The sequence below is a fragment of the Luteimonas sp. A611 genome (assembly GCF_054072715.1).
On the sequence record NZ_JBSVRP010000001.1, the window covers coordinates 994,709 to 1,015,013 of the forward strand.

Consider the following 20,305-nt stretch of genomic DNA (forward strand, 5'->3'; position numbering starts at 1 on the left):
AGTGGCGCTTCCAGCCGGTCAGCGCGGCCGTAGCGGCTGCGAGCCGTTGCGCCGGCGCGGCGCGGTGGGCTGCTCGGGGGCGAGGTACTGGCGGATGGCGGGAAAGTCCACGTCGAAACGCGAATACCAGTCGATGTTGTCGGTGTGCGTTGTGTTCGAGTTTGCGCAGGAGGCGTAGCCGCCTTGCAGCCCGCCGCGCAGGTAGTAGTTGCCGCCGTCAAGAGTGAACAGGCCTGAGCCACTGCTGCCTTGCTCGGTAGTTCCATTCAGCCAGCTCGCAGCATTGCGCGCCCCTGTGCTCCTGGACGTCGCGTGGTGGCCAGATGACACCTTTTTCAGATCGCCGGCGGGATGGTGGATGGCCAGGACACTGATGCCGGAGGGCAGCGCATTCGCATCCCAGCCGGCGAACACTGCACCGGCTGGCGCAGCGTCGCGCAGGCGCAGCAGGGCACCGTCGGTGACAGAGCTCGAGTACTGGTAGTCGGCGCCGCCGCTGAGCTGCACGTACCCGCCCACCGAGTTGGTGTCGCACGCGATGGATTCGTACTTCCAGTAGGTGTTGAGCGTCGCCGCAAGCTGCGCCGAATCGATGCAGTGGTCGGCGGTGTGGAACCAGGGCACCTGCGTCGCGCTGTCGGTATCGTTGAGCAAGGTGCCCGTGCACAGGTAGCTGACGCCGTCACTGACGAAAACCATGCGTGCCACCGCGTCTTTGGTTAGCGCATAGCCCTGGCCCAACTCGCCGACGCGGCACACGGCGTTGACGTTGCAGCTGCCCGACCCGCCGATGTTCTTGAGGATGCGAAACTCGTCGACCGCATTGGCCATCAGGTGGCTCAGGCGGGGTGCATCGATCTGGACGCCGTTGGGCGAGGTTCCCGTCGGCAGCCAGATCTCCAGGATCTGGCGCTCGCCTTCGGTCGTGGGCGTCCAGTACAGCCCGTCGTCACCGGCAAGCCCGGCGGCCTGTTGGCCGCGGACGATGGCGACGATGTGGCCCGGTTGGGCCGATCCCGCGAACCGCAGTTCAGCGCGTGGGTCCAGGCCGTCGATCCGCAGCCCGGCACGCACGCCGTAAGCCAGCGGTGAGACGAACTCGATGCGCGCCACCGAACTGCCGTCGGCCAGCCGGGTCCACTGCAGTGCAGGGAGCGCTCGCGCCGAAGTTTCGACGGCGGCCTCGCGGGCGATGCCGATCTGGATCGGCTTGCCGCTGCGCGAGGCGTTGTCCTGCTGCAGCCGGTGGATCCGCTGCGCGGACATCTCGCTGTAGCGCAACTGCGCCACCGGTGTATCCGCGGCGCGCCAGCCGGTGGCCGACTTCGTCGCGGGTGTACGGCTGGCCTCGCTGTGCACCCGCGGCGCATCCGCGGCCGCGGCCGTTGCGACGACCGCGGTCAAGCACAACGAAAGCACCGTCCTGCGCATGGCTGGCATCCTGTCATCCCCTGTTCGGCGCGCATCATAGGCGAGCGGGGCGGGAACGTGCAGCCCCGCGCTGGGCCGCACGACGGGCCTCAGCCGTCGCCGGGGGGAGCGGCCGCCGCCGGTTCGGCATTGGCCGCCGCCGCTGGCGCCTGCCAGCCGCAGGTCCGGCCCTCGTTCTGCTGCTTGAGCCACTCCTGCAGCGGCGCGAAGTACTCCAGCACGGCGGATGCATCCATCTGCTCGCCGCCGGTGAGTTCCTTCATCGTCTGCTGCCAGGGCTGGCTGTTGCCGTGCGAGAGCATCGCCCAGAACTTGGCGCCGCTGGCCTTGTTGCCGGCAAAGGTGCATTCGTACAGCGGACCCTGGTGGCCGGCCGCGTCGCACAGCGCCTTGTAGAACTGGAACTGCAGCACGTGCGAGAGGAAGTAGCGCGTGTACGGCGTATTGCCCGGCACGTGGTACTTCGCGCCGGCGTCGAAGAACTCCTCGCCGCGCGGCGTCACCGGCGCCACGCCCTGGTACTTCGCCTTGAGATCCCACCAGGCGCTGTTGTAGTTCTCCGGCGTGATCGAGCCGTCGAACACGCCCCAGCGCCAGCGGTCGATCATCAGCCCGAACGGCATGAACGCGACCTTCGCCAGCGCCATGCGCATCTGCGCGTTGATCAAGGCCTCATGGCTGGGCTGCTGCTCGCCGACCAGGCCGATCGACTTGAGGTAAGTCGGCGTCATCGCCAGCTCGATGGTGTCGCCGATCGCCTCGTGGAAACCGTCGTGCGCACCGCCCTGGAACAGCGGCGGCAGCTTGTTGTAGGCCAGGTAGTAATACACGTGGCCCAGCTCGTGGTAGATGGTGAAGAAGTCCTCTTCGCCGGGCTTGATGCACATCTTGGTGCGCACGTCGGGCGACTTGCCGTCATCGCCGCCCATGTTCATGTCCCAGGCGCTGGCATGGCAGACCACGTCGCGGTCGCGCGGCTTGATGAACTGGGTCTTCTGCCAGTAACTCTCCGGCAGCGCAGGCATGCCCAGCGAGACGTAGAACTCCTCGGCCTGGCGGGTCATCTGGCGCGCATGCTCGAGCTGCGCCTTGCGCACCACCTCGACCCGGCTGTCGGTGTCGATCAGCGCGTTCTCGCGCGAGAGGCGCTCGTTGAGCATGGCCTGGTACTGGCGTTGCAGCGCGCCGTTGACGTCGAGGCTGCCGGCCTGCTGGGCGCTGTACGGTGCCAGCACGTCCCACAGGTTGCCCCAGTCCTGCTGCCACATGTTGCCCATCAGGTGTGCCGGCAGCAGGCCGTCGACCGATCCCTGGCCCGGATACTGTGCGTCCAGGCGGCTGCGCGCGTAGCAGTGCAGCTGTTCGTACAGCGGCTTGACCTGGCCCCAGAGGCGATCGGTTTCGGCCGACAGTTCGACCGGCGACATGTCGTAGCCCGCGCGCCACATCTCGCCGGCATCGGCGTAGCCGAGTTCGCGCGAGCCTTCGTTCACCAGCTCGACGAAGCGCGTGTAGTCGCCGCGCATCGGCTGGGCGATGGTGTGCCAACCCTGCCAGGCGTCGAGCTGGGCGTTGTAGTCGCGGCTCTTGGCCAGCACGTCCTCCAGCTCGCCCAGCTGGCGGCACTTCTGGCTGTCGCCCTCGGCCTTGCAGTACGAACCCGAGCCGTACATGCCTTCCATCTTCGTGGCGATACGGGTCAGTTCGGCCAGCCTGACCGGGTCTTTGGGTGCCGGCATCGCGGTGCCGAGCTTGAGCAGGGTGATCGCGCGCGCGGTCTCGGGCGACATCTGCTGGCCTTCGAACTTCTTGGATTGCTCGATCCACGCATTGAGCGCGGTCAGGAACTTCTCGCTGGACTTGGCCGCCAGCAGCTGGCTGTCCTCGATGATGTAGGTGCTCGACAGCCACTGCGCGGCGGTCATCTCCGGATACATCGCCTTGAGCTCGGCGTTGACGCGCGCGACAAAGGCGTCGGCGGTCTCGTCGGCGTGCACCGTGCCGGTCGGCGCGCCCGCGCTGCCGTCGGTTGCGGGCGTGGGTTCGCGTTTGCAGGCAGACAGGGCAAGGCTTGCGCCGATGGCGAGGACGAGCAGGGCGTGGCGATGATTCACGATGGGATCCGGGCAGTGCGCGCAATGCGGTGCCGGCAGGCTAGATCGGCGGCCGCCGCCGGGCAAGTGCGGGAAGTCCGGACTCAGGCCGCCAGCAGCCTGCGCTGCGCATCGACCAGCCCGCGCGCGTGCAGCCAGTCCCAGGCCGCGCCGGCATCGTGCTGGAAGTAGGCGCGCGCGCTGCCGAGGCGGAAGGTGTAACCCCAGGCGTCCATGTCGGCGAACACGCGGTCGCGGCCGACGCCGGGCAGGGCGTCGCCGAGCAGGGCCTGCAGCAGGCAGACCGCGTCCTCCTCGGCCACAGAATCGGTCGCGTCGGTGTGCACGGCCTGGCGGCGCTCTTCGGGCAGCACGATCAGGTGGCAGGCTTCGTGCAGCATCGAGTGCACCGGCGTGTCGCCGCGGACGTACACATTGCTGCCGACAATGCCTGCTTCCGGCTCACCCCAATAGCTGCCGGGGATCGGCGCGCCATCGTCGACATGGTGCAACTGCAGGCCGTAGCGTTGGATCAGCGCTGCGGCGTCGGCGAAGGCGATGTGGCGCAGCAGCAAGATCTTGTCTGGTGCTGGCGTGGCTTGGGCGGTCATGTCGACAGTCGTCCGTTACGTCGGCGCCGATTGGGTGCAGGTCTTCGGTTTGGAGCCGTCCCGTGCTTCAACATCCGTGGGCACCAAAGCGTTGCGGCACCAGCAGCAGTGAGCCGTGTCCTGGCGGCCGGGGATCGCGACAAGCAAAACATGGATGTTTTGCGCGCGAGTCAGGGCACGATGCCCTGACCGAGCGCAAAGTGATGCCCAGCCGACAGGACGCGGCGTCTATCCGAAGTCCAGGTGGACAGTTAGCCCGCCGCGTCGGACTTGCGTCCAATGAGGAGACGCCCTTTCTTGGCGAACGCCTTGCGATCAGGCAGTCGCGGAACGGCCGTCAGGCAGTGCGACCGAGATATCCAGCACGTCGTGCTCGCCATCCTTGACCAGGTCGACCTTGACCGCGTCCACGTCCACGCTGACGTACTTGCGGATCACCTCCAGCAGCTCGCGCTGCAGCAGCGGCAGGTAGTCGGGCGCGCCGCGGCTGGTGCGCTCCTGCGCGACGATGATGCGCAGGCGGTCCTTGGCGATCGCCGCGGTGTTCTGCTTGGGCTTGAGGAAATCAAACAGTCCCATCACTCAGCTCCCGAAGAGCTTGCTGAAGAAGCCCTTCTTCTCCGCCTGGGTGAAGCGCATCGGCCGGTCTTCGCCGAGCAGCCGTGCAACGGCGTCGTCATAGGCCTGGCCGGCCATGGATTCGCTGGCCAGGATCACCGGCTCGCCCTTGTTGGAGGCGTCGAGCACGTCGTTGGATTCGGGGATCACGCCCAGCGTCTTGATGCCCAGCACCTCCTCCACGTCGGCGATCGAGAGCATCTCGCCCTTTTCCACGCGCTGCGGGTTGTAGCGGGTCAGCAACAGGTATTCCTGCACGCGCTCGCCGGTTTCGGCCTTTCGGGTCTTGGACGACAGCAGGCCCAGGATGCGGTCGGAGTCGCGCACCGAGGAAACCTCGGGGTTGACCACCACGATCGCGCGATCGGCGAAATACATCGCCAGGTGCGCGCCCTTCTCGATGCCCGCCGGCGAATCGCACAGGATGTAGTCGAAGCCGTCCTCGGACAGGTCCTTGAGCACCTTCTCCACGCCTTCGATCGTCAGCGCGTCCTTGTCGCGCGTCTGCGAGGCGGCCAGCACGAACAGGTTGTCGAAGCGCTTGTCCTTGATCAGCGCCTGGCGCAGCGAGGCCTCGCCCTGGACGACGTTGACGAAGTCGTACACCACCCGGCGCTCGCAGCCCATGATCAGGTCGAGGTTGCGCAGGCCCACGTCGAAGTCGATGACCGCGACCTTCTTGCCGCGCCGCGCAAGGCCGTTGGCCAGGCTGGCGCTGCTGGTGGTCTTGCCAACGCCTCCCTTGCCCGAGGTGACCACGATGATTTCTGCCAAAACACGTCTCCTGTGTGTGTCGCCGTCAATCGAGTGCGGCGATCTTGAGTTCGTCGTTGTCGAGCCAGACCTGCACCGCCTTGCCGTGCAGATCCTTCGGGATATCTTCCAGCACTTTGTAGTGGCCGGCCACGGCGACCAGCTCGGCGTGGAAGGCGCGGCAGAAGATGCGCGCCTTCGCGTTGCCCTGGGCCCCGGCCAGCGCACGCCCGCGCAGCGGGCCGTAGATGTGGATGGAACCGTCGGCGATGACCTCGGCGCCGGCGCCGACCTGGGAGAGCACGGTCAGGTCGCGGTTCTCGGCGTAGAGCTGCTGGCCGGAGCGGACCGGCGCGGTCTGGACCAGGCCCGGGGCGGCGCGGTCGGCGGGCGGGGGCGCCGCTGCCGGCGCGCGCTGGGCGGACGCTGGCGGGGTCGACGCGGGCGCGGGCGCCGCTGTCTCAGTCTCCCCTGCGACGGACTCGTACTGGGCGCGGAAGCGCGCCAGCACCGGCAGCCCGATCTGGACCGCCAGTGCCTCGTTGTCGCTGCTGCCCCAGGCCAGCGCCACCGGCAGCACGCCGGCCTCGCGCAGGGCCTCGACCAGGGCGCGGGCAGTGGCGGCATCGGGGGACGCGGCGAGGCCGCCAAAGTCGAGGATGACCGCGGCGCGGGCGAACAGCTTCGGCGCGCGGGCCACGCGGCTGCGCATCTCCTCGGCCAGGCGCCCGATGTCGAGCGTGCGCACCCGCAGGTTGGCGATGCCGACCTGGCCGATCTTCAGCTCGCCGGCCTGTTCGTAATCCATGCCCGCGCTCATGCGGCGGACGGCTCGGCCATGGCCGCGCGCGGGCGCAGCAGCCACGGCTCGGCCGGCAAGGCCTCGCGGTAGGTATCGCGCACCCATTCGTAACTGCACATGTCCTTGGCCATCATCGAGGCGCGGATGCCGCTCTCGGGCATCACGTGCTGGCCGATCTCCTGGAAACCGAAGCTGCCGTGGAACAGGCGCACCGGGTCGGCGTCGTGCTCCAGGAACACCTCGCAGGTCAGCAGCGGGTAGCGCAATTCGGCATAGCTCTGCGCGTCGGCGTAGAAGGCGCGGCCCACGCCGCCGCCGCGGCGGCGGCTGGCCACGACGATGCGGTCGATGTAGAAGAACCGGTCGCAGTGGGTGCGGAACCAGTGGAAGTTGCTGCTGTCGTGCTCGGCGTCCGAACCCAGGCCGACGAGGAACCCGGCCAGGGCGCCATCACGCTCGGCGACGCGGAAGTATTCGGCGGTGTCGAAAAACCTGCGGATGCGGGCCGCGTCCAGCGCCAGGATCGTCGGGCCAGCGGCATTGTTGAGGGCGAGGATGGAATCCAGCTCGTGCTCGCGCACGTCGCGGATGACGATCGACATTCCTGACTCCAGAAGACTGCGGGTGCTGCCCGGCCGCAGCTCGGCAAACGGCGCGCGCGCCGTGCGACGGCCACCGCGGATTATCGCATGGGCGCCGCCCGCGGGGGGGGGCGCATGCCGCTTCGCAGCATGACTTCCGAGGGATCGCGGCGGCCCGGATTGCGCCTACCATGGCGCCATGCTGTCGCACCTCGACCATGCCCGCCTCCTGCGCTATGCCGGCCTGTTCACATGGGCGGTGATGGTTCTGCCGCTGTGGGTGATTTCGGGGCCGGTGGACGATGCCGATCCGCTGTCGAGTGTCGGCGCCGGCTGGAACGCATGGTTCGCCTGGGGTCTGTTCGGGTTCAGCTTCGCGTGGCTGACCCGCGCGCTCGATTCGCGCCGCGTGAGCGTGCCGGACTACCTGCTGCTGGTGCTGATGATCGGCAGCGCGGTGGCGCTGAGCTACTACAGCAACACCGGCCTGGGCGTGCTGCTGCTGATGGTCGCCGCCTGCGTGCTGCCCTGGCTGCTGCCGCTGCCGGTGAGCATCGCCGCGCTGGTGATCAGCGTGCTGCTGGTGGTGCCGGTCTACGTGCGGGCGATCGGTTTCTCGCTGCTCGAAGCGGTGATGCAGTCGATGCTGTACGTCGGCTTCAACTGCTTCGTGTTCGCGACCGGTTATGTCGCCCGCCAGCAGGTCCTGGCCCGCGACGAGCAACGCCGGCTGAACGCCGAGCTGCGCGCCACCCGCGCGCTGCTTGCCGAAAGTGTCCGCGTCAACGAGCGCACCCGCATCTCCCGCGAGCTGCACGACCTGCTCGGCCACCACCTGACCGCGCTGAGCCTCAACCTCGAGGTCGCCAACCATCTCGTGGAAGGCCAGGCCCAGGTGCACGTCAGCCAGGCCCACACCCTGGCCAAGCTGCTGCTGAGCGACGTGCGCGAGGCGGTGAGCCGGCTGCGCGACGACGACGCCATCGACATGCGCGCGACCCTGCTGCCCCTGGCCGACAACGTGCCGGGCCTGCGCATCGACATGGACATGCCACGGACCTTCCTGGTCGACGATCCCGAACGGGCCCACGTGCTGCTGCGCTGTACCCAGGAGATCGTCACCAACGCCGTGCGCCATGCCGAGGCCAGCCTGCTGCGCCTGCGCTACCGGCTTGACGGGGATGCGGTGGTCCTGGATGCCCGCGACGACGGGCGCGGGGCTGAGGGTGCGACCGCCGGCAACGGCATGCTCGGCATGCGTGAGCGGCTGGCCGCGCACGGCGGCACGCTGCAGGTGGAAACCTCGCCCGGCAGCGGCTTCAGCGTACGCTTGCGCCTGCCGATGGACGGCGGCGTGGTGGTCATTGATCCGATCCCTCCGGCCGCGATCGCGCCGGCTCCCGCCCCGTCCCATCCGCCCCGACCCCTGGAGGTTCCATGATCCGTGTCTGCCTGGTCGACGACCAGACCCTGGTGAGGCAGGGCATCCGCTCGCTGTTGGCGCTCGACGGCGGCATCGAGGTCATCGCCGAGGCCTTCGACGGCAAGCACGCGGTCGAGCTGATCCCCGGGATCAAGCCCGACGTGGTGCTGATGGACATGCGCATGCCGGTGATGTCGGGCCTGGAGGCGCTGCAGGCGCTCTCGCGCGCCGGCCAGCTGCCGCCGACGATCATCCTGACCACCTTCGACGACGACCAACTGGTGCTGGCCGGCATCAAGGCCGGGGCCAAGGGCTACCTGCTCAAGGACGTGTCGCTGGAGCAACTGGTGGGCGCCATCCGGGCCGTCGCCGGCGGCGGTTCGCTGGTGCAGCCGGCGGTGACCCAGCGCCTGCTCTCGGGCCTGGAGCACATGCGCAACGATTTCGTGAGCCTCGACCGGCCCGACCCGTTGACGGAGCGCGAAACCGAGATCCTGCGGCTGATGGCAGGTGGCTTCTCCAACAAGGAGATCGCCAATTCGCTGGGCGTGGCCGAGGGCACGATCAAGAACCACGTGTCCAACATCCTGTCCAAGCTCGGCGTGCGCGACCGCACCCGGGCTGTGCTGAAGGCCTTCGAGCTGCAGTTGGTCTGATCGACAGGATGGCCGGCCCACCGCAGCGCGGCGGGCGTTCGCGGGCAGCACGGGTGCTGCCGCGACTGCGCAAAGGTCTGGTGCCCGGTCGCGGCTGAAGCCGCTCCTGCGTGGGGCGGATACCTGTAGGAGCGGCTTCAGCCGCGATCGTCAGCGACGAGACCGCTCGCTCCGGTGGCCGCCCCGCGAGCCGATGAAGCGCCTTGAAACTGCGTGATCCCGTGCGGGCGGGTGGTCGCACGGCCCGCGTTTGTATACGGGCCAGCAGTTGCGCCGGCAACCGTGGCGCCCCTCCGGGAAGACCGGTTCAGGACTGCATTGCTCGCCCGGCGCGGGCGGTTCTTGATAGGATTGGCGACTTGCCCCTGCTACGGCAGGAAATGGTCCCGGAGAACCCTGAATGACCCGTTTGATCGAGATCCTGATTTCCACGGCGATCGTTGCCGCGCTGTTCGTGATCGTCGCTCTGTTCCTGCCGTCGAGCCGCACGATCACCGAAAAGATCGAGACCAACCGGCGCCCGGCCATTGTGTTCGACACCCTCAACAGCTTCAGCCGCTTCAAGGACTGGAACGCGCTGTCCATGCGCGATCCAGCCGCGAAGCTGGAACTGTCCGGCCCGCAGTCGGGCGTCGGTGCACGCATCGACTACACCTCCGAAGCGCGCGCGCTGGGCGAGGGCAGCTGGGAGATCGTCGAGAGCGATCCTGACAGCCGCGTGCTCTACCGGCTTGAGAATCCCGACCGCGGCGACAACAAGCGCATGGAATTCACGCTCAAGCCGACCGGTCGCGGCGGCCGCAACATCGAGGTCACCCAGCGCTACGACGTCGATTACGGCTGGAACCTGCTGGGCCGCTATGCCGGCATGTACGTGCGTGGCCACGTCGGCGAGGACATGAAGATGGGCCTGGGCAAGCTCACCAGCATGCTGGCGGGCGTACCCAACGTCGATTATCGCGCCGAGGGCGTGAGCCTGACCAACCTGGGCGTCGTCGATCGCCCGGCCGAGAACCTGCTGTCGGTGTTCGCGGGCGCCGTCGAGCGCAACAACGAGAAGATCAAGCAGTCGATGAAGGCCAACAGCGAGTGGATCAAGCGCACGATGGATGCGAATGACCTCGAGCCGGTCGGTCCGCTGCGCATCGTGTCCACCGAGCTGGGCCGCGAGAACTACACCTTCGACGTGGTGCAGGCGGTGCGCCGCAAGGGTGCGGGCGCATCATCCGGCGCGGAAGACGCGGCAGGTGAAGGCGAAGCAGGCGAAGCTGGCGAAGCCGTGACGCAGCCGGTTGCGCAGGCGCCGGCGGTGGACGAGGGCAAGCTCGAGATCAAGATCCCCGAGGGTGCGCCGGTCGAATACATCCGCGTCGAGGCGGGCAAGGTTGCCCGTGGCGAGTACACCGGCTACATGGCCGAGCTGGAGAACGTGCGCAATGCGGTGCGCGCCTGGGCGATGACCCACGGCCACGAAGTCACCGATCGTCCGTTCGAGTACTACAAGAACGGTATCGATGAGGCGTTCACCGAGAACGGCCAGTTCGAGGTGTTCTGGAGGCTCAAGCAGTAAGGCAAGGCGCTTCCATGCCCCTGTCCGTCGCGCGCCGCATCCCCGGATGCGGCGCGCTGCGTTTGTGTCCCCCGAATCCATGAGCCCGACTGTCGCCTTTCCGTCGACCCGCTGGCTGCGCGCGAGCGGCGCCGTGCTGGCGGGACTGGGCGTGGCGCTGGCGGCCTACGCGTCGCATGGCGCCAGCGAGGGCGCGCGCGGCAACCTGCAGACGGCCGCGCTGTTCGCATTCGGCCATGGCATCGCGCTTGCTGCGCTGGCGCGCGGAGTGGCGTCGCGGCTGTCGCTGGCGGCGCTGGCGATGCTGCTGCTGGGTACGCTGGTGTTCGCCGGTGCGCTGGTGGCGAAGTCGCTGTGGGACGCATCGTCGGCGCCGGCGCCATTTGGCGGCATGGTCCTGATCCTGGGCTGGCTGCTGTACGCGGCCAGCGCGCTGCGGGACTGAGCGCCGTGCCGCGATACGCCCGCGGTTTCGATACGGCGGCCGCCTGGGACCACCTGCAGCGGCGCGACCGTCGGCTGGGCGCGTGGATGAAGCGCATCGGCGTGATCGAACCGGAGCCCCGCTGGCGTGCCCGCTTCGATCCGGTCGATGCGCTGGCGCGCGCGATCCTGTTCCAGCAGCTCAGCGGCAAGGCCGCCTCGACCATCGTCGGGCGCGTGGAGGCGGCGATCGGCAGCAGGCGGCTGCATGCCGACACGCTGGGGCGGGTCGACGATGCCGCGCTGCGTGCCTGCGGCGTGTCCGGGAACAAGGCGCTGGCGCTGCGCGACCTGGCGGCGCGCGAGGCGTGTAGCGAGATCCCGACGCTGCGGCAGATGTCCACCATGCATCACGACGACATCGTCGCGGCGCTGGTGCCGGTGCGCGGCATCGGCCGCTGGACGGTGGAGATGATGCTGATGTTCCGGCTTGGCCGGCCGGACGTGCTGCCGGTCGACGACCTCGGCATCCGCAAGGGCGCGCAGCGCGTGGACCGCCTCGACGCGATGCCGACGCCGAAGGAGCTGGCGGTGCGTGGCGAGAAGTGGGGGCCGTACCGCACGTACGCGGGTCTGTACCTGTGGCGGATCGCCGACCTCGCCAGCGCGGCGAAGGCGGCGACGGATCGTTCGCAGGGATAGTGCGCGCTTGCGTCGTGCGCCGCAGGAAGTGCGCGGCGCGGCGAGTGCGGTTTATCGCGCCGTCGGGACGCCCGCGTACCGCCAGTGCCAGGGCTCGTACACGATCCCGTGTGCGTTGTCGCGCGGATAACTCATGGAGAAGCCGAAATCGTCGGCGTGCTGCTGCAGCCAGGCGAATGCGGCGGTCTGCTCGAACGATTCCTCCGCGGGGGGTTCTCCCGGCGCGCCGATATCCAGCGCTTCGCCCGAATGGTGTTCGCTGAAGCCCGGCGCTGCGTTGACCGTGAGGATCTGCGCCAGCGCGAGTCCGCGTGCGCGCTTGCGCTCGAAAATGCCCAGCTGGTAATCGTGGCTGCGGTAGCCGGAGATGGCATCGAGCGCCACGCCGTCCCGTGCGGCCGCCTCGCGCATGCGCTGCCAGGCGCGCGCCGCCTCGGGCAGCAGCCATAGCGGGCGGCGGTAGCGGTCGAAGCCGGCCAGCGCCAGCAGGCCGGGCTCGGGTACGAGCGCCAGGGCGCTGCGGGCGGCGTAGTCGTCGGCCTCCAGGCCCAGCGCATCGAGGCGTTCGGCCAGGCGGTGCAGCGGCAATGTTCCGGTTTCACTCACGCTGTCGCGTGCGGGTTCGCCGTCGAGCAGGTCGAGCGCATCGTCCACGCCCGGCTCGCGCACGAGGCGCGGCACCAGCGGCATCAGGCCTTCGGGCAGCACCGCTGCCAGGTAGCAGCCGTCGCGCTTGCGCCGCAGCACCCGCGTGGCGCGCGAGACGATCCGCGCATCGCCATTGCTGCGCGCGCGCAGCAGCCAGGCTGGCCACAGCTCGATCTCCGGCGTGTTGAGCAGGGTGCGGGGAAGGACGCGCATGGGCGCAGCTTATCGACGCGCCCGGTGTGGCGCCAGTTCACGCCACGGCCTCTCGCGGCCTGCGTCGCACCTGGTCATTGCTCCTTCTTCAGGTAGCACCGCACGACCATCCCGGCCTGGACGACCGAAACCAGCTCCCATCCCTGCTGGCCGAGCCGGGACAGCTCCTCCTCGATGTCGACGGCCTTGAGGCCGAGGAACTTCGGCTTGATCTCATGGATCCTGTACTGCCAACGCTTGCTCATGGCACGTCCTTTTCGTTGGGTGCGTCCGCCTGCGGCAGCCGCCCGGCCTTGCGCAGCGCGTCGCGCAGCACGTATTCGATCTGGGCATTGAGGCTGCGCAGTTCGTCGTCGGCCCACTGCTGCGCCGCCGACAGCACGTCGGCACCGATCCGCAGCGGATAGGCCTTGCGCTCGGCCATCAGCGCCGCGCCCGTCCGCGCATGTGCAGGATCATCGAGAGCAGCAGCACGTTGACCGCGACCACCATGAGGATCGCGATCGTGGTCGCCAGCCCGCGGTCGGCACCGGCGAAGTACATGCCCACCGCGCCGCCGAACATGGCCAGGGCGATCCCGGCCCAGCGCAGTGCCAGGCCACGCGCCTTGGGATCGGACGCGGCGGCGCGGGCCTGCCACGCGGCGATGCCCAGCGCGGGCAGCGCGGTCAGGGCGATCAGCAGTGATCCCAGGGCGTGCATGGCGCTCAGTACAGCGAGCCGGCGTTGACGATCGGCTGGGTGCTGCGGTCGCCGCACAGCACGACCAGCAGGTTGCTGACCATCGCCGCGCGCCGCTCCTCGTCCAGCTTCACCGTGCCGTTCTTCTCCAGTTCCGCCAGCGCCATCTCCACCATGCCGACCGCGCCGGCGACGATGCGGGTGCGTGCGGCGATCACCGCGTTGGCCTGCTGCCGCTGCAGCATCGCCTGGGCGATCTCGGGGGCGTAGGCGAGGTGGCTGATGCGGGCGTCCACCACGTCGACGCCGGCGGCAGTCAGGCGCTCGTCCAGCTGTTCCTTGAGCCGGTCGGAAATCTCGACCGGATGGCTGCGCAGGGAGATGTCGCCCTCCTCGTGCTGGTCGTAGGGATAGCTGGTCGCCATTGCGCGCAGCGCCGCCTCGGACTGGATGTGCACGAAGCTCTCGTAGTCGTCGACGTTGAACACCGCTTCGGCCGAATCGACCACGCGCCAGACGATCACCGCAGCGATCTCGATCGGCGAGCCGTCCAGCTCGTTGACCTTGAGCTTGCCGCTCTCGAAGTTGCGCACCCGCAGCGAGACTTTCCTCTTGCTGAAGAATGGGTTGTTCCAGCGCAGCCCGTTTTCCTTGGCTGTGCCCACGTACTTGCCGAACAGGCTGAGCACGGCCGCCTGGTTGGGTTCGACCATGTAGGCGCCAAGCATCAGGAACGCACTGCCCAGCGCCACGACGATCGCCAGGATCGGCAGCACGCTGCCCTGCAGGAACATCCAGACGGCGGTGGCGATGAGCGCCAGCAGGACCAGCAGCACCGGAATGCCGGGCAGCGAACGGATCGGGTTCTCTTTCATGGTGTGCCTCGGGACTGGGGTGCGCGCGGGGAAAGCAGTGCGTGCCTGATTGATATCAATCTGATGTCAAATTGTCAAGATTTTAGGCAGCACTGCGCCGAAGCGCTTGCGTGGCCCCGGTCCGGCGCTGGCTAGAATGGCGGCCCCGTACCCGGACCTGCCCATGCCCACCTCCCTCGGCACCCCCCTGTCACCCTCGGCCACCCGCGTGCTGCTGCTGGGGTCGGGCGAACTGGGCAAGGAAGTCGCTATCGAGCTGCAGCGTCTGGGCGTGGAGGTGATCGCCGCAGACCGCTATGCCGATGGGCCGGCGATGCAGGTCGCGCATCGCAGCCATGTGCTCGACATGCTCGACCCGGCCGCGCTCGCCGCCCTGGTCGAATGCGAACAGCCGCACCTGGTCGTGCCCGAGATCGAGGCCATCCACACCCCGACCCTGGTGACGCTGGAGCGCGACCGCGGCCAGCGCGTGGTTCCGACCGCGCGTGCGGCGTGGCTGACCATGGACCGCGAGGGCATCCGCCGGCTTGCCGCGGAAACCCTGGGCTTGCCGACTTCTGCCTACCGTTTCGTCGACACCGGGGCCGAATACCGCGAGGCGGTGGCGGCCATTGGCCTGCCCTGCGTGGTCAAGCCGGCGATGTCGTCCTCGGGCAAGGGCCAGAGCACGCTGCGCGGCGAGGCCGACATCGACCCGGCCTGGGACTACGCGCAGACAGGCGGGCGCACCGGCGCGGGCCGCTGCATCGTCGAGGGCTTCGTCGATTTCGACTACGAGATCACCCTGCTCACTGTGCGCCACGCCGGCGGCACCTCGTTCTGCGCGCCGATCGGCCACCTGCAGCGCGACGGCGACTATCGCGAAAGCTGGCAGCCGCAGCCGATGTCGCCAGGCGCGCTGGCGCGTTCGATGGAGATCGCGCGCGCCATCACCGACGATCTCGGCGGCTGGGGCGTGTTTGGCGTGGAGCTGTTCGTGAAGGGCGACGAGGTCTGGTTCAGCGAGGTGTCGCCGCGGCCGCACGACACCGGCCTGGTGACCCTGGTCTCGCAGGATCTCAGCCAGTTCGCGCTGCACGCGCGCGCCATCCTGGGCCTGCCGGTGGGTGCCGAGGATGGTGGCTTCATCCCGCAGCGCGGGCCGTCGGCCTCGAGCGCGATGCTGGCGCAGGGCCACGGCGTACCGGCGTTCGGCAACATCCAGGCCGCACTGCACGCGCCCGACACCGCGCTGCGCCTGTTCGGCAAGCCGCGTGTCGACGGCCAGCGCCGGGTGGGCGTGACGCTTGCGCGAGCCGATTCGATCGACGCGGCACGCGCGGTCGCGCGCGATGCGACCGCGGCGATTACCATCGATCTCCAATAGCGCGCACCCCCGCGTGCGGCGCGTCCCCAATGGAGCAGGCATGAAAGGCAGCAACGGCTACGCCGTATTCTTCTATCCACAGGCGCTGGAAGCGCTGGGCGATGCGATCAGGCCGTACCTGCAGGACAGCGGAAGCGGCGGCGCGCACCTGCTCTGCCATGAGATCGATACGGCCGGCGCCTTCGTCGAGATGACGATGTCGGGCAGGACGCCGCAGGACCAGGACGCGACCCTCGACCTGCTGGTGCCGACCAGCATGGTCCGGATGATCGTCTCGAGCCAGCAGGCCGGGAGTTTCGGCTTCCGCCCGCATGCGCCAGCAGCGGACGGAACCCCGCCGTAGGAGCGGCTTCAGCCGCGAACGCAGCTGCAGGTTCGCGGATCACCGGAGAACGGTCGAAGCCGCTCCCGCAGGTGCCGTAAGCCAGATGCGTGTGCCTGCACGCCCACTCAACGCAACAGGTCCACCCACACCAGGTGATGATCGCTGGCCGCGGCGATGTCTTCGTCCGGATGACCCCGCGGTGGCCAGAACACGCCCGTACCCGCAAGCCGGAAGCCGGTGGACGGCAGCGCATAGTCCAGGCGCAGGTTGCCCACGCGCGGCCCGAAGCGACCGGTGTCGTGCGCGTGCGCGCCGCGGTGCGCGGCATTGCCCGGGTCGATGCGCGAGGCCAGGTCTGCGCCCTCGCTGCCCGGAGCCGCGTGGCGCAGCACGCGCGGATGTTCGAGCAGCGAGACGATGGCGGCGTGTTCCCCGGCGCCGTCGACGGGATCGTTGTTGAGATCGCCGAGGATCACGAAGCGCACGTCCGCGTCCAGCCCGCCACAGCGGCCGGCGTCATCGCACAACCAGGATGCCTGGCCTGCTTCGGGTGCGAGGTATTCGCGCCACAGCCTGATCTCGTCATGGTTGCGCAGCACGTTGCGACGTTCCGGCCCGTCGAAGGCCGGTGGCGTGGGATGCGAGGCCAGCACGTGCACCACGCCCAGCGGCGTGCGCACCGGCACGTCCCAGTGCGATTTCGACGACAGCCGCAGCTGGCGCCACACCGCATCGCTGTGGAAGGGCTGCCCGGTCACGGGATCGACCGGACGCCGCGCGCCGGGCATCGCACTCCACTTCAGCAGCTGGAAGGTGCGCGCCTGTGCCGCGTCGATCGGATGTTTCGACAGCAGCAGCATGCCGTACTGGCCGGGATGCAGTCCGTAGCCCCAGGCGTCATTGCCTCGCTCGCGGCCTTGGCCGCCGACGCTGCCGCTGCCGTCGAGGTCCAGGCCGCTCGGCACGCCGGTGTTGACCGGCGCCATGTAGCGGTGGGGATAGTGCAGCGGCTCTCCGCCGCCGGGCTGGGGCTGCTCGAGGTAGTCGCGCTGGAACAGGTCGGCCGCGCGGCCTTGAGGGTCGTGGTCGAACTCGTTGAGCAGGACGATGTCCGGTCGCACCTTCTGCAGCACCGCGGCGATGCGCCGCGCCTGGGCGTTGCCGAGCTCCAGCCGCTGGACCAGCCCGCCCGTGTCTTCGTCGAAGAGCGAGACGTTGTAGCTGGCGACGCGAAGCGGGGCGGGGTCGGGCATCGGGGATCCGGACTGCGGCGGGGTGCCGTGGACGTTGACCCGCACGCAGGCGGCCAGCGCCAGCGCAGACAGGGCGGCGAGCGCAAGCAGCGCGGTCAGGCGGCGGCTCATTCCGCCGCGATCGCTTCAAAGGGGCGCCAGCGACGGCCATCGAAGCCTTCCAGCGGGCGGAACCTGCGTTTGTAGTCCATCTTGTCGTGCCCTGCGATCCAGTAGCCCAGGTAGAGGTGGCGACGGCCTTCGCGCCGCGCCCATTCGATCTGGCGCAGGATCGCCAGCGTGCCAAGGCCGCGCGCGGCCTCGTCCGGATCATAGAAGGTGTAGACGGCCGACATCGCCTTCTCATCGATGTCGGTCACGGCGATGGCGAGCAGGCGGCCATGCTCGCGCAGCTCGAGGAAACGCGTGTTGGCCCAGCTGCCGACCAGGAACTGATCGAACTCGTGCGGGCCGTGCCCGTCCATGCCGCCGCCCGGATGGCGCGCGACGAGGTAGCGCCGGTACAGCGCAAGCCGTTCGTCGCTGCGCTCGGCGGGCAGGATGCGCGCTTCGATCGCTGCGTTTTGCGCCAGGCAGCGACGCTGGCTGCGGTCGGCAGCGAACGCGTCGACCGCGATCCGCACCGCGACGCAGGCGCGGCAGCCCTGGCAGTGCGGGCGGTAGACGATATCGCCGGAGCGGCGGAAGCCCCACTCCAGCGCCTGCGGATAGAACGCGGCCAGGCGCTCGTCGTGCGGATCGAACACGAGGTCGCGCGCCACGCGCTCGGGCCAGTAGCCGCAGGCGTGCTCGCCGGTGTGGAACAGCCGCAGGTTGTCGTTTTCGCCCATGCCGAGGCCAGCATACTGCGTGGCTGTCGCAGGCGCCGCGACCGACCGCCAGCTGAATCGCGCGGCCGCCGGGTCAACGGTTGCCGCGGACGATGCGTTGATGGGTGCACGGCGGCGCTGGAGCCGCACCTTCGAGGAACACCGCAGATGAAGCACAGGATCCTGTTCACCGCGCTCACCCTGGCCGTGTTGACTGCTGCGGGCGCAACCGCCGCCGAGCCGGCAACCTCCACCCAGCGCAGCGCCAAGGCCACGCTGGATACCAACGGCGACGGCGTGATCGATCGCGCCGAAGCGGCGAAATCCCCGCGCCTGGCCGAGCGTTTCGATCGACTCGACCGCAATGGCGACGGACGCCTCGAGGCCAGCGAGCGCCCGCAGCGCAGGCACGGCCACCATGGCGGCAAGCGCCCGCAGCACGGCGCCCACCGCGACCATGCGCGACTGGACACCGACGGCGATGGTCGCCTCAGTCGCGCCGAAGTCGAAGCGAGCGCCAATGCGCGCGGCAAGCGTGCCAATCCGCTGGTCGAGCACTTCGCCGCGATCGATGCCAACCGCGACGGCCATCTCGTCCGCAGCGAGATCGGCGCCTGGCACGAGCGCCAGCGTCCGCAGCGCGAAGCAGAGATGCGCAAGCGCTTCGACGAGCGCTTCGCTGCCGCCGACCTCAATAGCGACGGCAAGCTCAGCCGCGTCGAGGTGGACGAGAAGATGCCGCGCCTGTCCGACCGCTTCGCCTGGATGGACGACAACCGCGACGGCTTCCTGAGCCGCGATGAATTGCGTCCTATGAAGCGCTGATTCCCGTCACTGCATGACTCGGAGGCCCGCGTCCCTGGACGCGGGCTTTTTTTGGTTCTGCCCCCAATCAAACTAGAAGGCCGGCGCAGGCTTCGAATTGACGCCGCGCCCTGTCGACCGGGGATCGCTTTTCGCTCGGTCAGGGCATCCTGCCCTGACTCACGCGCAAAACATCCATGTTTTGCTTTCCGCGACCCCCGGTCGCCAGGGCACGGCTCGCTCTACTGCTGCTGCGATGCTTCGATGGGCAGCTTTTTCGAAGCCACGCCAGTGACTGGGCGATGGTCGTTGCGGGGCGGGGGTTGCGGAGAGCAGCGCATGGATGCGCTGCGGCGGCGAGTCAGCCATGGATGGCTGACCGAGCCGAGGAGCAATCCCCGGCCCGGGACGACCCCCGGACGCAGGGCTGATCCAGTCGCTTCAGATCGGGCGAACTCCCCTCGGTTGGGGAAGAACCTCTTATGGTTCTTTCCGGTCCCGGAGCGGGCAGTGGCGTCGCCGCCGCGTCACGCGAAATGCAGGTGCGCGATGACCAGCGAGCCGATCACGATGAGGTTGCTCATCAGCACGCCGCTACGGCCCCAGGTCAGGCGATAGGCCAGCAGGCGCTGCCTGGCGCCCACCGGATCGCGACGGGCATCGCGCGCGAGCAGCGGGTTTATGTGCCTGGGCAGGATCACCAGCAGCTGCCAGTTCATGGCGAGCATGGCGACGGCGATGGCGATGAAGGTGTGGGACGCATCGCGGAACACCAGGTGGGTGCCGACGATCGCGGCGATCATCACCAGGGAGAACGCGATGTAGCGGCGCGAGAAGCGCAGCAGCATGTTGCGTTCGGCCGGATCGTCGGCGTAGTCGAGGATGATGCTGCGCGCGAACCATGCGGCGACCAGGCCGCCAAGCAGGCCGCCGGCCGCGGCGCCCGCGAAACCCAGCGCAAAGCGCGCGAGCAGGCTACCCGCCAGCGACCTGGTGGCCAGGCCCAGGCCGGCCGCGGCCGCCGGCTTGGCGATGCCGAGGGTGGCAGTGACGCCGACAGCGAACGCCGCCGAAGGTGCGCTGCTGCGCGCGAACTCGCCAAAGCGCTGCAGCAGGTCCTCGCGCACGCTCTGGCGCGCGCGCGACAGGCGCTTGCGCACGGCAGCATCGGACAGGCCAAGCAACATCGCCACCTGCCTGGAACTCTGCCCCTCGCGGTAGTACAGCAGCAGCGCCTCGCGGCTCTCCTCCGGCAGCTCGGAAATCAGGTCGGCGGCGACCGCGTCGCGCTCGGCATCGAGCGCCTGCTCCATCGGGCAACCGTCCGGGTCGGCGGCATGCTGGATCGCAAGATCAGCGACCTCGCCGTCGAGCATGCGGTTGCGGCGGCCGCGCAGGTGGTCGTGTGCGAGGTTGCGGGTGATCTGCCGCAGCCACGGCAGGAAGCTCGACGGGTTCTTGAGCCGCGGCAGATGGTGCCAGGCCGAGAGGAAGGCCTCCTGCGCGATGTCCTCGCTGGTGTGCACGTCGCGGGTGATGGCCAGGGCCACTGCGGTGACCGCGTTCTGGCTGGCGACGATGATGCGCCCGTAGGCGTCGCGGTCGCCACGGACGGCGGCCGGCAGTTCACGCTTGATCAGCAGGTCGATCGCTTCGTTGGACATGCGG

At 68.9% G+C, this 20,305-nt stretch carries 23 protein-coding genes; 8 read left to right on the forward strand and 15 right to left on the reverse strand.

Translation table 11 applies throughout. The annotated features are described in order from the left end of the window. Positions 1–18: 18 nt before the first annotated feature. From ACW5EG_RS04450 to ACW5EG_RS04480, 7 genes are all read right to left on the reverse strand, one after another. On the reverse strand, positions 19–1,431 hold the full coding sequence (locus ACW5EG_RS04450; RefSeq protein ID WP_457017546.1) for a trypsin-like serine peptidase: 1,413 nt from the start codon (positions 1,429–1,431) through the stop codon (positions 19–21). Between the two features lie 89 nt (positions 1,432–1,520). Further along, positions 1,521–3,545 carry a M2 family metallopeptidase gene (locus tag ACW5EG_RS04455; RefSeq protein WP_457017547.1) on the reverse strand — a complete coding sequence of 675 codons (2,025 nt, stop codon included), beginning with the start codon at positions 3,543–3,545 and terminating at the stop codon, positions 1,521–1,523. A gap of 83 nt (positions 3,546–3,628) precedes the next feature. Beyond that, on the reverse strand, positions 3,629–4,135 hold the full coding sequence (locus ACW5EG_RS04460; protein ID WP_457017548.1) for a hypothetical protein: 507 nt from the start codon (positions 4,133–4,135) through the stop codon (positions 3,629–3,631). 315 nt (positions 4,136–4,450) lie between these two features. Beyond that, positions 4,451–4,714 carry a cell division topological specificity factor MinE gene (gene minE / locus ACW5EG_RS04465; RefSeq protein ID WP_457017549.1) on the reverse strand — a complete coding sequence of 88 codons (264 nt, stop codon included), beginning with the start codon at positions 4,712–4,714 and terminating at the stop codon, positions 4,451–4,453. A 3-nt stretch (positions 4,715–4,717) separates the two neighbouring features. Beyond that, complete coding sequence (gene minD, locus ACW5EG_RS04470) at positions 4,718–5,527, reverse strand: septum site-determining protein MinD (protein WP_457017550.1); 810 nt, start codon at positions 5,525–5,527, stop codon at positions 4,718–4,720. 25 nt (positions 5,528–5,552) lie between these two features. Further along, positions 5,553–6,326, reverse strand: coding sequence for a septum site-determining protein MinC (minC, locus tag ACW5EG_RS04475; RefSeq protein WP_457017551.1), 774 nt, complete (start codon positions 6,324–6,326; stop codon positions 5,553–5,555). After that, the gene (locus ACW5EG_RS04480; protein ID WP_457017552.1) at positions 6,323–6,910 is read right to left on the reverse strand and encodes a GNAT family N-acetyltransferase; all 588 of its coding nucleotides are present in this window, start codon (positions 6,908–6,910) and stop codon (positions 6,323–6,325) included. Before ACW5EG_RS04480 ends, minC begins: the two co-directional genes overlap by 4 nt. 178 nt (positions 6,911–7,088) lie before the next feature. Here ACW5EG_RS04480 and ACW5EG_RS04485 point away from each other — a divergent pair, with 178 nt between their 5' ends. From ACW5EG_RS04485 to ACW5EG_RS04505, 5 genes are all read left to right on the forward strand, one after another. Then, positions 7,089–8,330, forward strand: coding sequence for a histidine kinase (locus ACW5EG_RS04485; RefSeq protein ID WP_457017553.1), 1,242 nt, complete (start codon positions 7,089–7,091; stop codon positions 8,328–8,330). Then, the gene (locus tag ACW5EG_RS04490) at positions 8,327–8,968 is read left to right on the forward strand and encodes a response regulator (protein ID WP_457017554.1); all 642 of its coding nucleotides are present in this window, start codon (positions 8,327–8,329) and stop codon (positions 8,966–8,968) included. The genes ACW5EG_RS04485 and ACW5EG_RS04490 overlap by 4 nt, the downstream gene beginning before the upstream one ends. A gap of 400 nt (positions 8,969–9,368) precedes the next feature. Beyond that, a complete protein-coding gene (locus ACW5EG_RS04495) occupies positions 9,369–10,538 on the forward strand; it encodes a polyketide cyclase (RefSeq protein WP_457017555.1) in 1,170 nt (389 codons plus the stop codon). 79 nt (positions 10,539–10,617) lie between these two features. Further along, on the forward strand, positions 10,618–10,983 hold the full coding sequence (locus ACW5EG_RS04500; RefSeq protein WP_457017556.1) for a DUF423 domain-containing protein: 366 nt from the start codon (positions 10,618–10,620) through the stop codon (positions 10,981–10,983). A 5-nt stretch (positions 10,984–10,988) separates the two neighbouring features. After that, a complete protein-coding gene (locus tag ACW5EG_RS04505) occupies positions 10,989–11,663 on the forward strand; it encodes a DNA-3-methyladenine glycosylase family protein (RefSeq protein ID WP_457020938.1) in 675 nt (224 codons plus the stop codon). A 51-nt stretch (positions 11,664–11,714) separates the two neighbouring features. Here ACW5EG_RS04505 and ACW5EG_RS04510 read toward each other — a convergent pair whose 3' ends face one another. From ACW5EG_RS04510 to ACW5EG_RS04530, 5 genes are all read right to left on the reverse strand, one after another. Next, positions 11,715–12,524 carry a M15 family metallopeptidase gene (locus tag ACW5EG_RS04510; RefSeq protein WP_457020939.1) on the reverse strand — a complete coding sequence of 270 codons (810 nt, stop codon included), beginning with the start codon at positions 12,522–12,524 and terminating at the stop codon, positions 11,715–11,717. Positions 12,525–12,598: 74 nt separating this feature from the next. Continuing rightward, a complete protein-coding gene (locus ACW5EG_RS04515) occupies positions 12,599–12,769 on the reverse strand; it encodes a hypothetical protein (protein WP_457020940.1) in 171 nt (56 codons plus the stop codon). Then, a complete protein-coding gene (locus ACW5EG_RS04520; protein ID WP_457017560.1) occupies positions 12,766–12,948 on the reverse strand; it encodes an Arc family DNA binding domain-containing protein in 183 nt (60 codons plus the stop codon). The genes ACW5EG_RS04515 and ACW5EG_RS04520 overlap by 4 nt, the downstream gene beginning before the upstream one ends. Next, the gene (locus ACW5EG_RS04525) at positions 12,948–13,226 is read right to left on the reverse strand and encodes a hypothetical protein (RefSeq protein WP_457020941.1); all 279 of its coding nucleotides are present in this window, start codon (positions 13,224–13,226) and stop codon (positions 12,948–12,950) included. The genes ACW5EG_RS04520 and ACW5EG_RS04525 overlap by 1 nt, the downstream gene beginning before the upstream one ends. Before the next feature lie 5 nt (positions 13,227–13,231). Beyond that, positions 13,232–14,080, reverse strand: coding sequence for an SPFH domain-containing protein (locus ACW5EG_RS04530; RefSeq protein ID WP_457017562.1), 849 nt, complete (start codon positions 14,078–14,080; stop codon positions 13,232–13,234). A gap of 163 nt (positions 14,081–14,243) precedes the next feature. Here ACW5EG_RS04530 and purT point away from each other — a divergent pair, with 163 nt between their 5' ends. Continuing rightward, positions 14,244–15,446 carry a formate-dependent phosphoribosylglycinamide formyltransferase gene (gene purT, locus ACW5EG_RS04535; protein WP_457020942.1) on the forward strand — a complete coding sequence of 401 codons (1,203 nt, stop codon included), beginning with the start codon at positions 14,244–14,246 and terminating at the stop codon, positions 15,444–15,446. Between the two features lie 40 nt (positions 15,447–15,486). Further along, positions 15,487–15,789 (forward strand): hypothetical protein, encoded by a 303-nt coding sequence (locus tag ACW5EG_RS04540; RefSeq protein WP_457020943.1) that lies wholly within the window; start codon positions 15,487–15,489, stop codon positions 15,787–15,789. A gap of 107 nt (positions 15,790–15,896) precedes the next feature. Here the strand turns inward: ACW5EG_RS04540 and ACW5EG_RS04545 are convergent, their stop codons facing one another. Next, positions 15,897–17,135 carry an endonuclease/exonuclease/phosphatase family protein gene (locus ACW5EG_RS04545; RefSeq protein ID WP_457017565.1) on the reverse strand — a complete coding sequence of 413 codons (1,239 nt, stop codon included), beginning with the start codon at positions 17,133–17,135 and terminating at the stop codon, positions 15,897–15,899. Continuing rightward, positions 17,132–17,854 carry an arginyltransferase gene (locus tag ACW5EG_RS04550; RefSeq protein ID WP_457020944.1) on the reverse strand — a complete coding sequence of 241 codons (723 nt, stop codon included), beginning with the start codon at positions 17,852–17,854 and terminating at the stop codon, positions 17,132–17,134. Before ACW5EG_RS04550 ends, ACW5EG_RS04545 begins: the two co-directional genes overlap by 4 nt. A gap of 147 nt (positions 17,855–18,001) precedes the next feature. Here ACW5EG_RS04550 and ACW5EG_RS04555 point away from each other — a divergent pair, with 147 nt between their 5' ends. Further along, positions 18,002–18,658 (forward strand): EF-hand domain-containing protein, encoded by a 657-nt coding sequence (locus tag ACW5EG_RS04555; protein ID WP_457017567.1) that lies wholly within the window; start codon positions 18,002–18,004, stop codon positions 18,656–18,658. 506 nt (positions 18,659–19,164) lie between these two features. On the opposite strand, the gene ACW5EG_RS04560 is transcribed toward ACW5EG_RS04555, so the two are convergent. Then, on the reverse strand, positions 19,165–20,301 hold the full coding sequence (locus tag ACW5EG_RS04560; protein ID WP_457020945.1) for an RNA polymerase sigma factor: 1,137 nt from the start codon (positions 20,299–20,301) through the stop codon (positions 19,165–19,167). Positions 20,302–20,305: the final 4 nt, after the last annotated feature.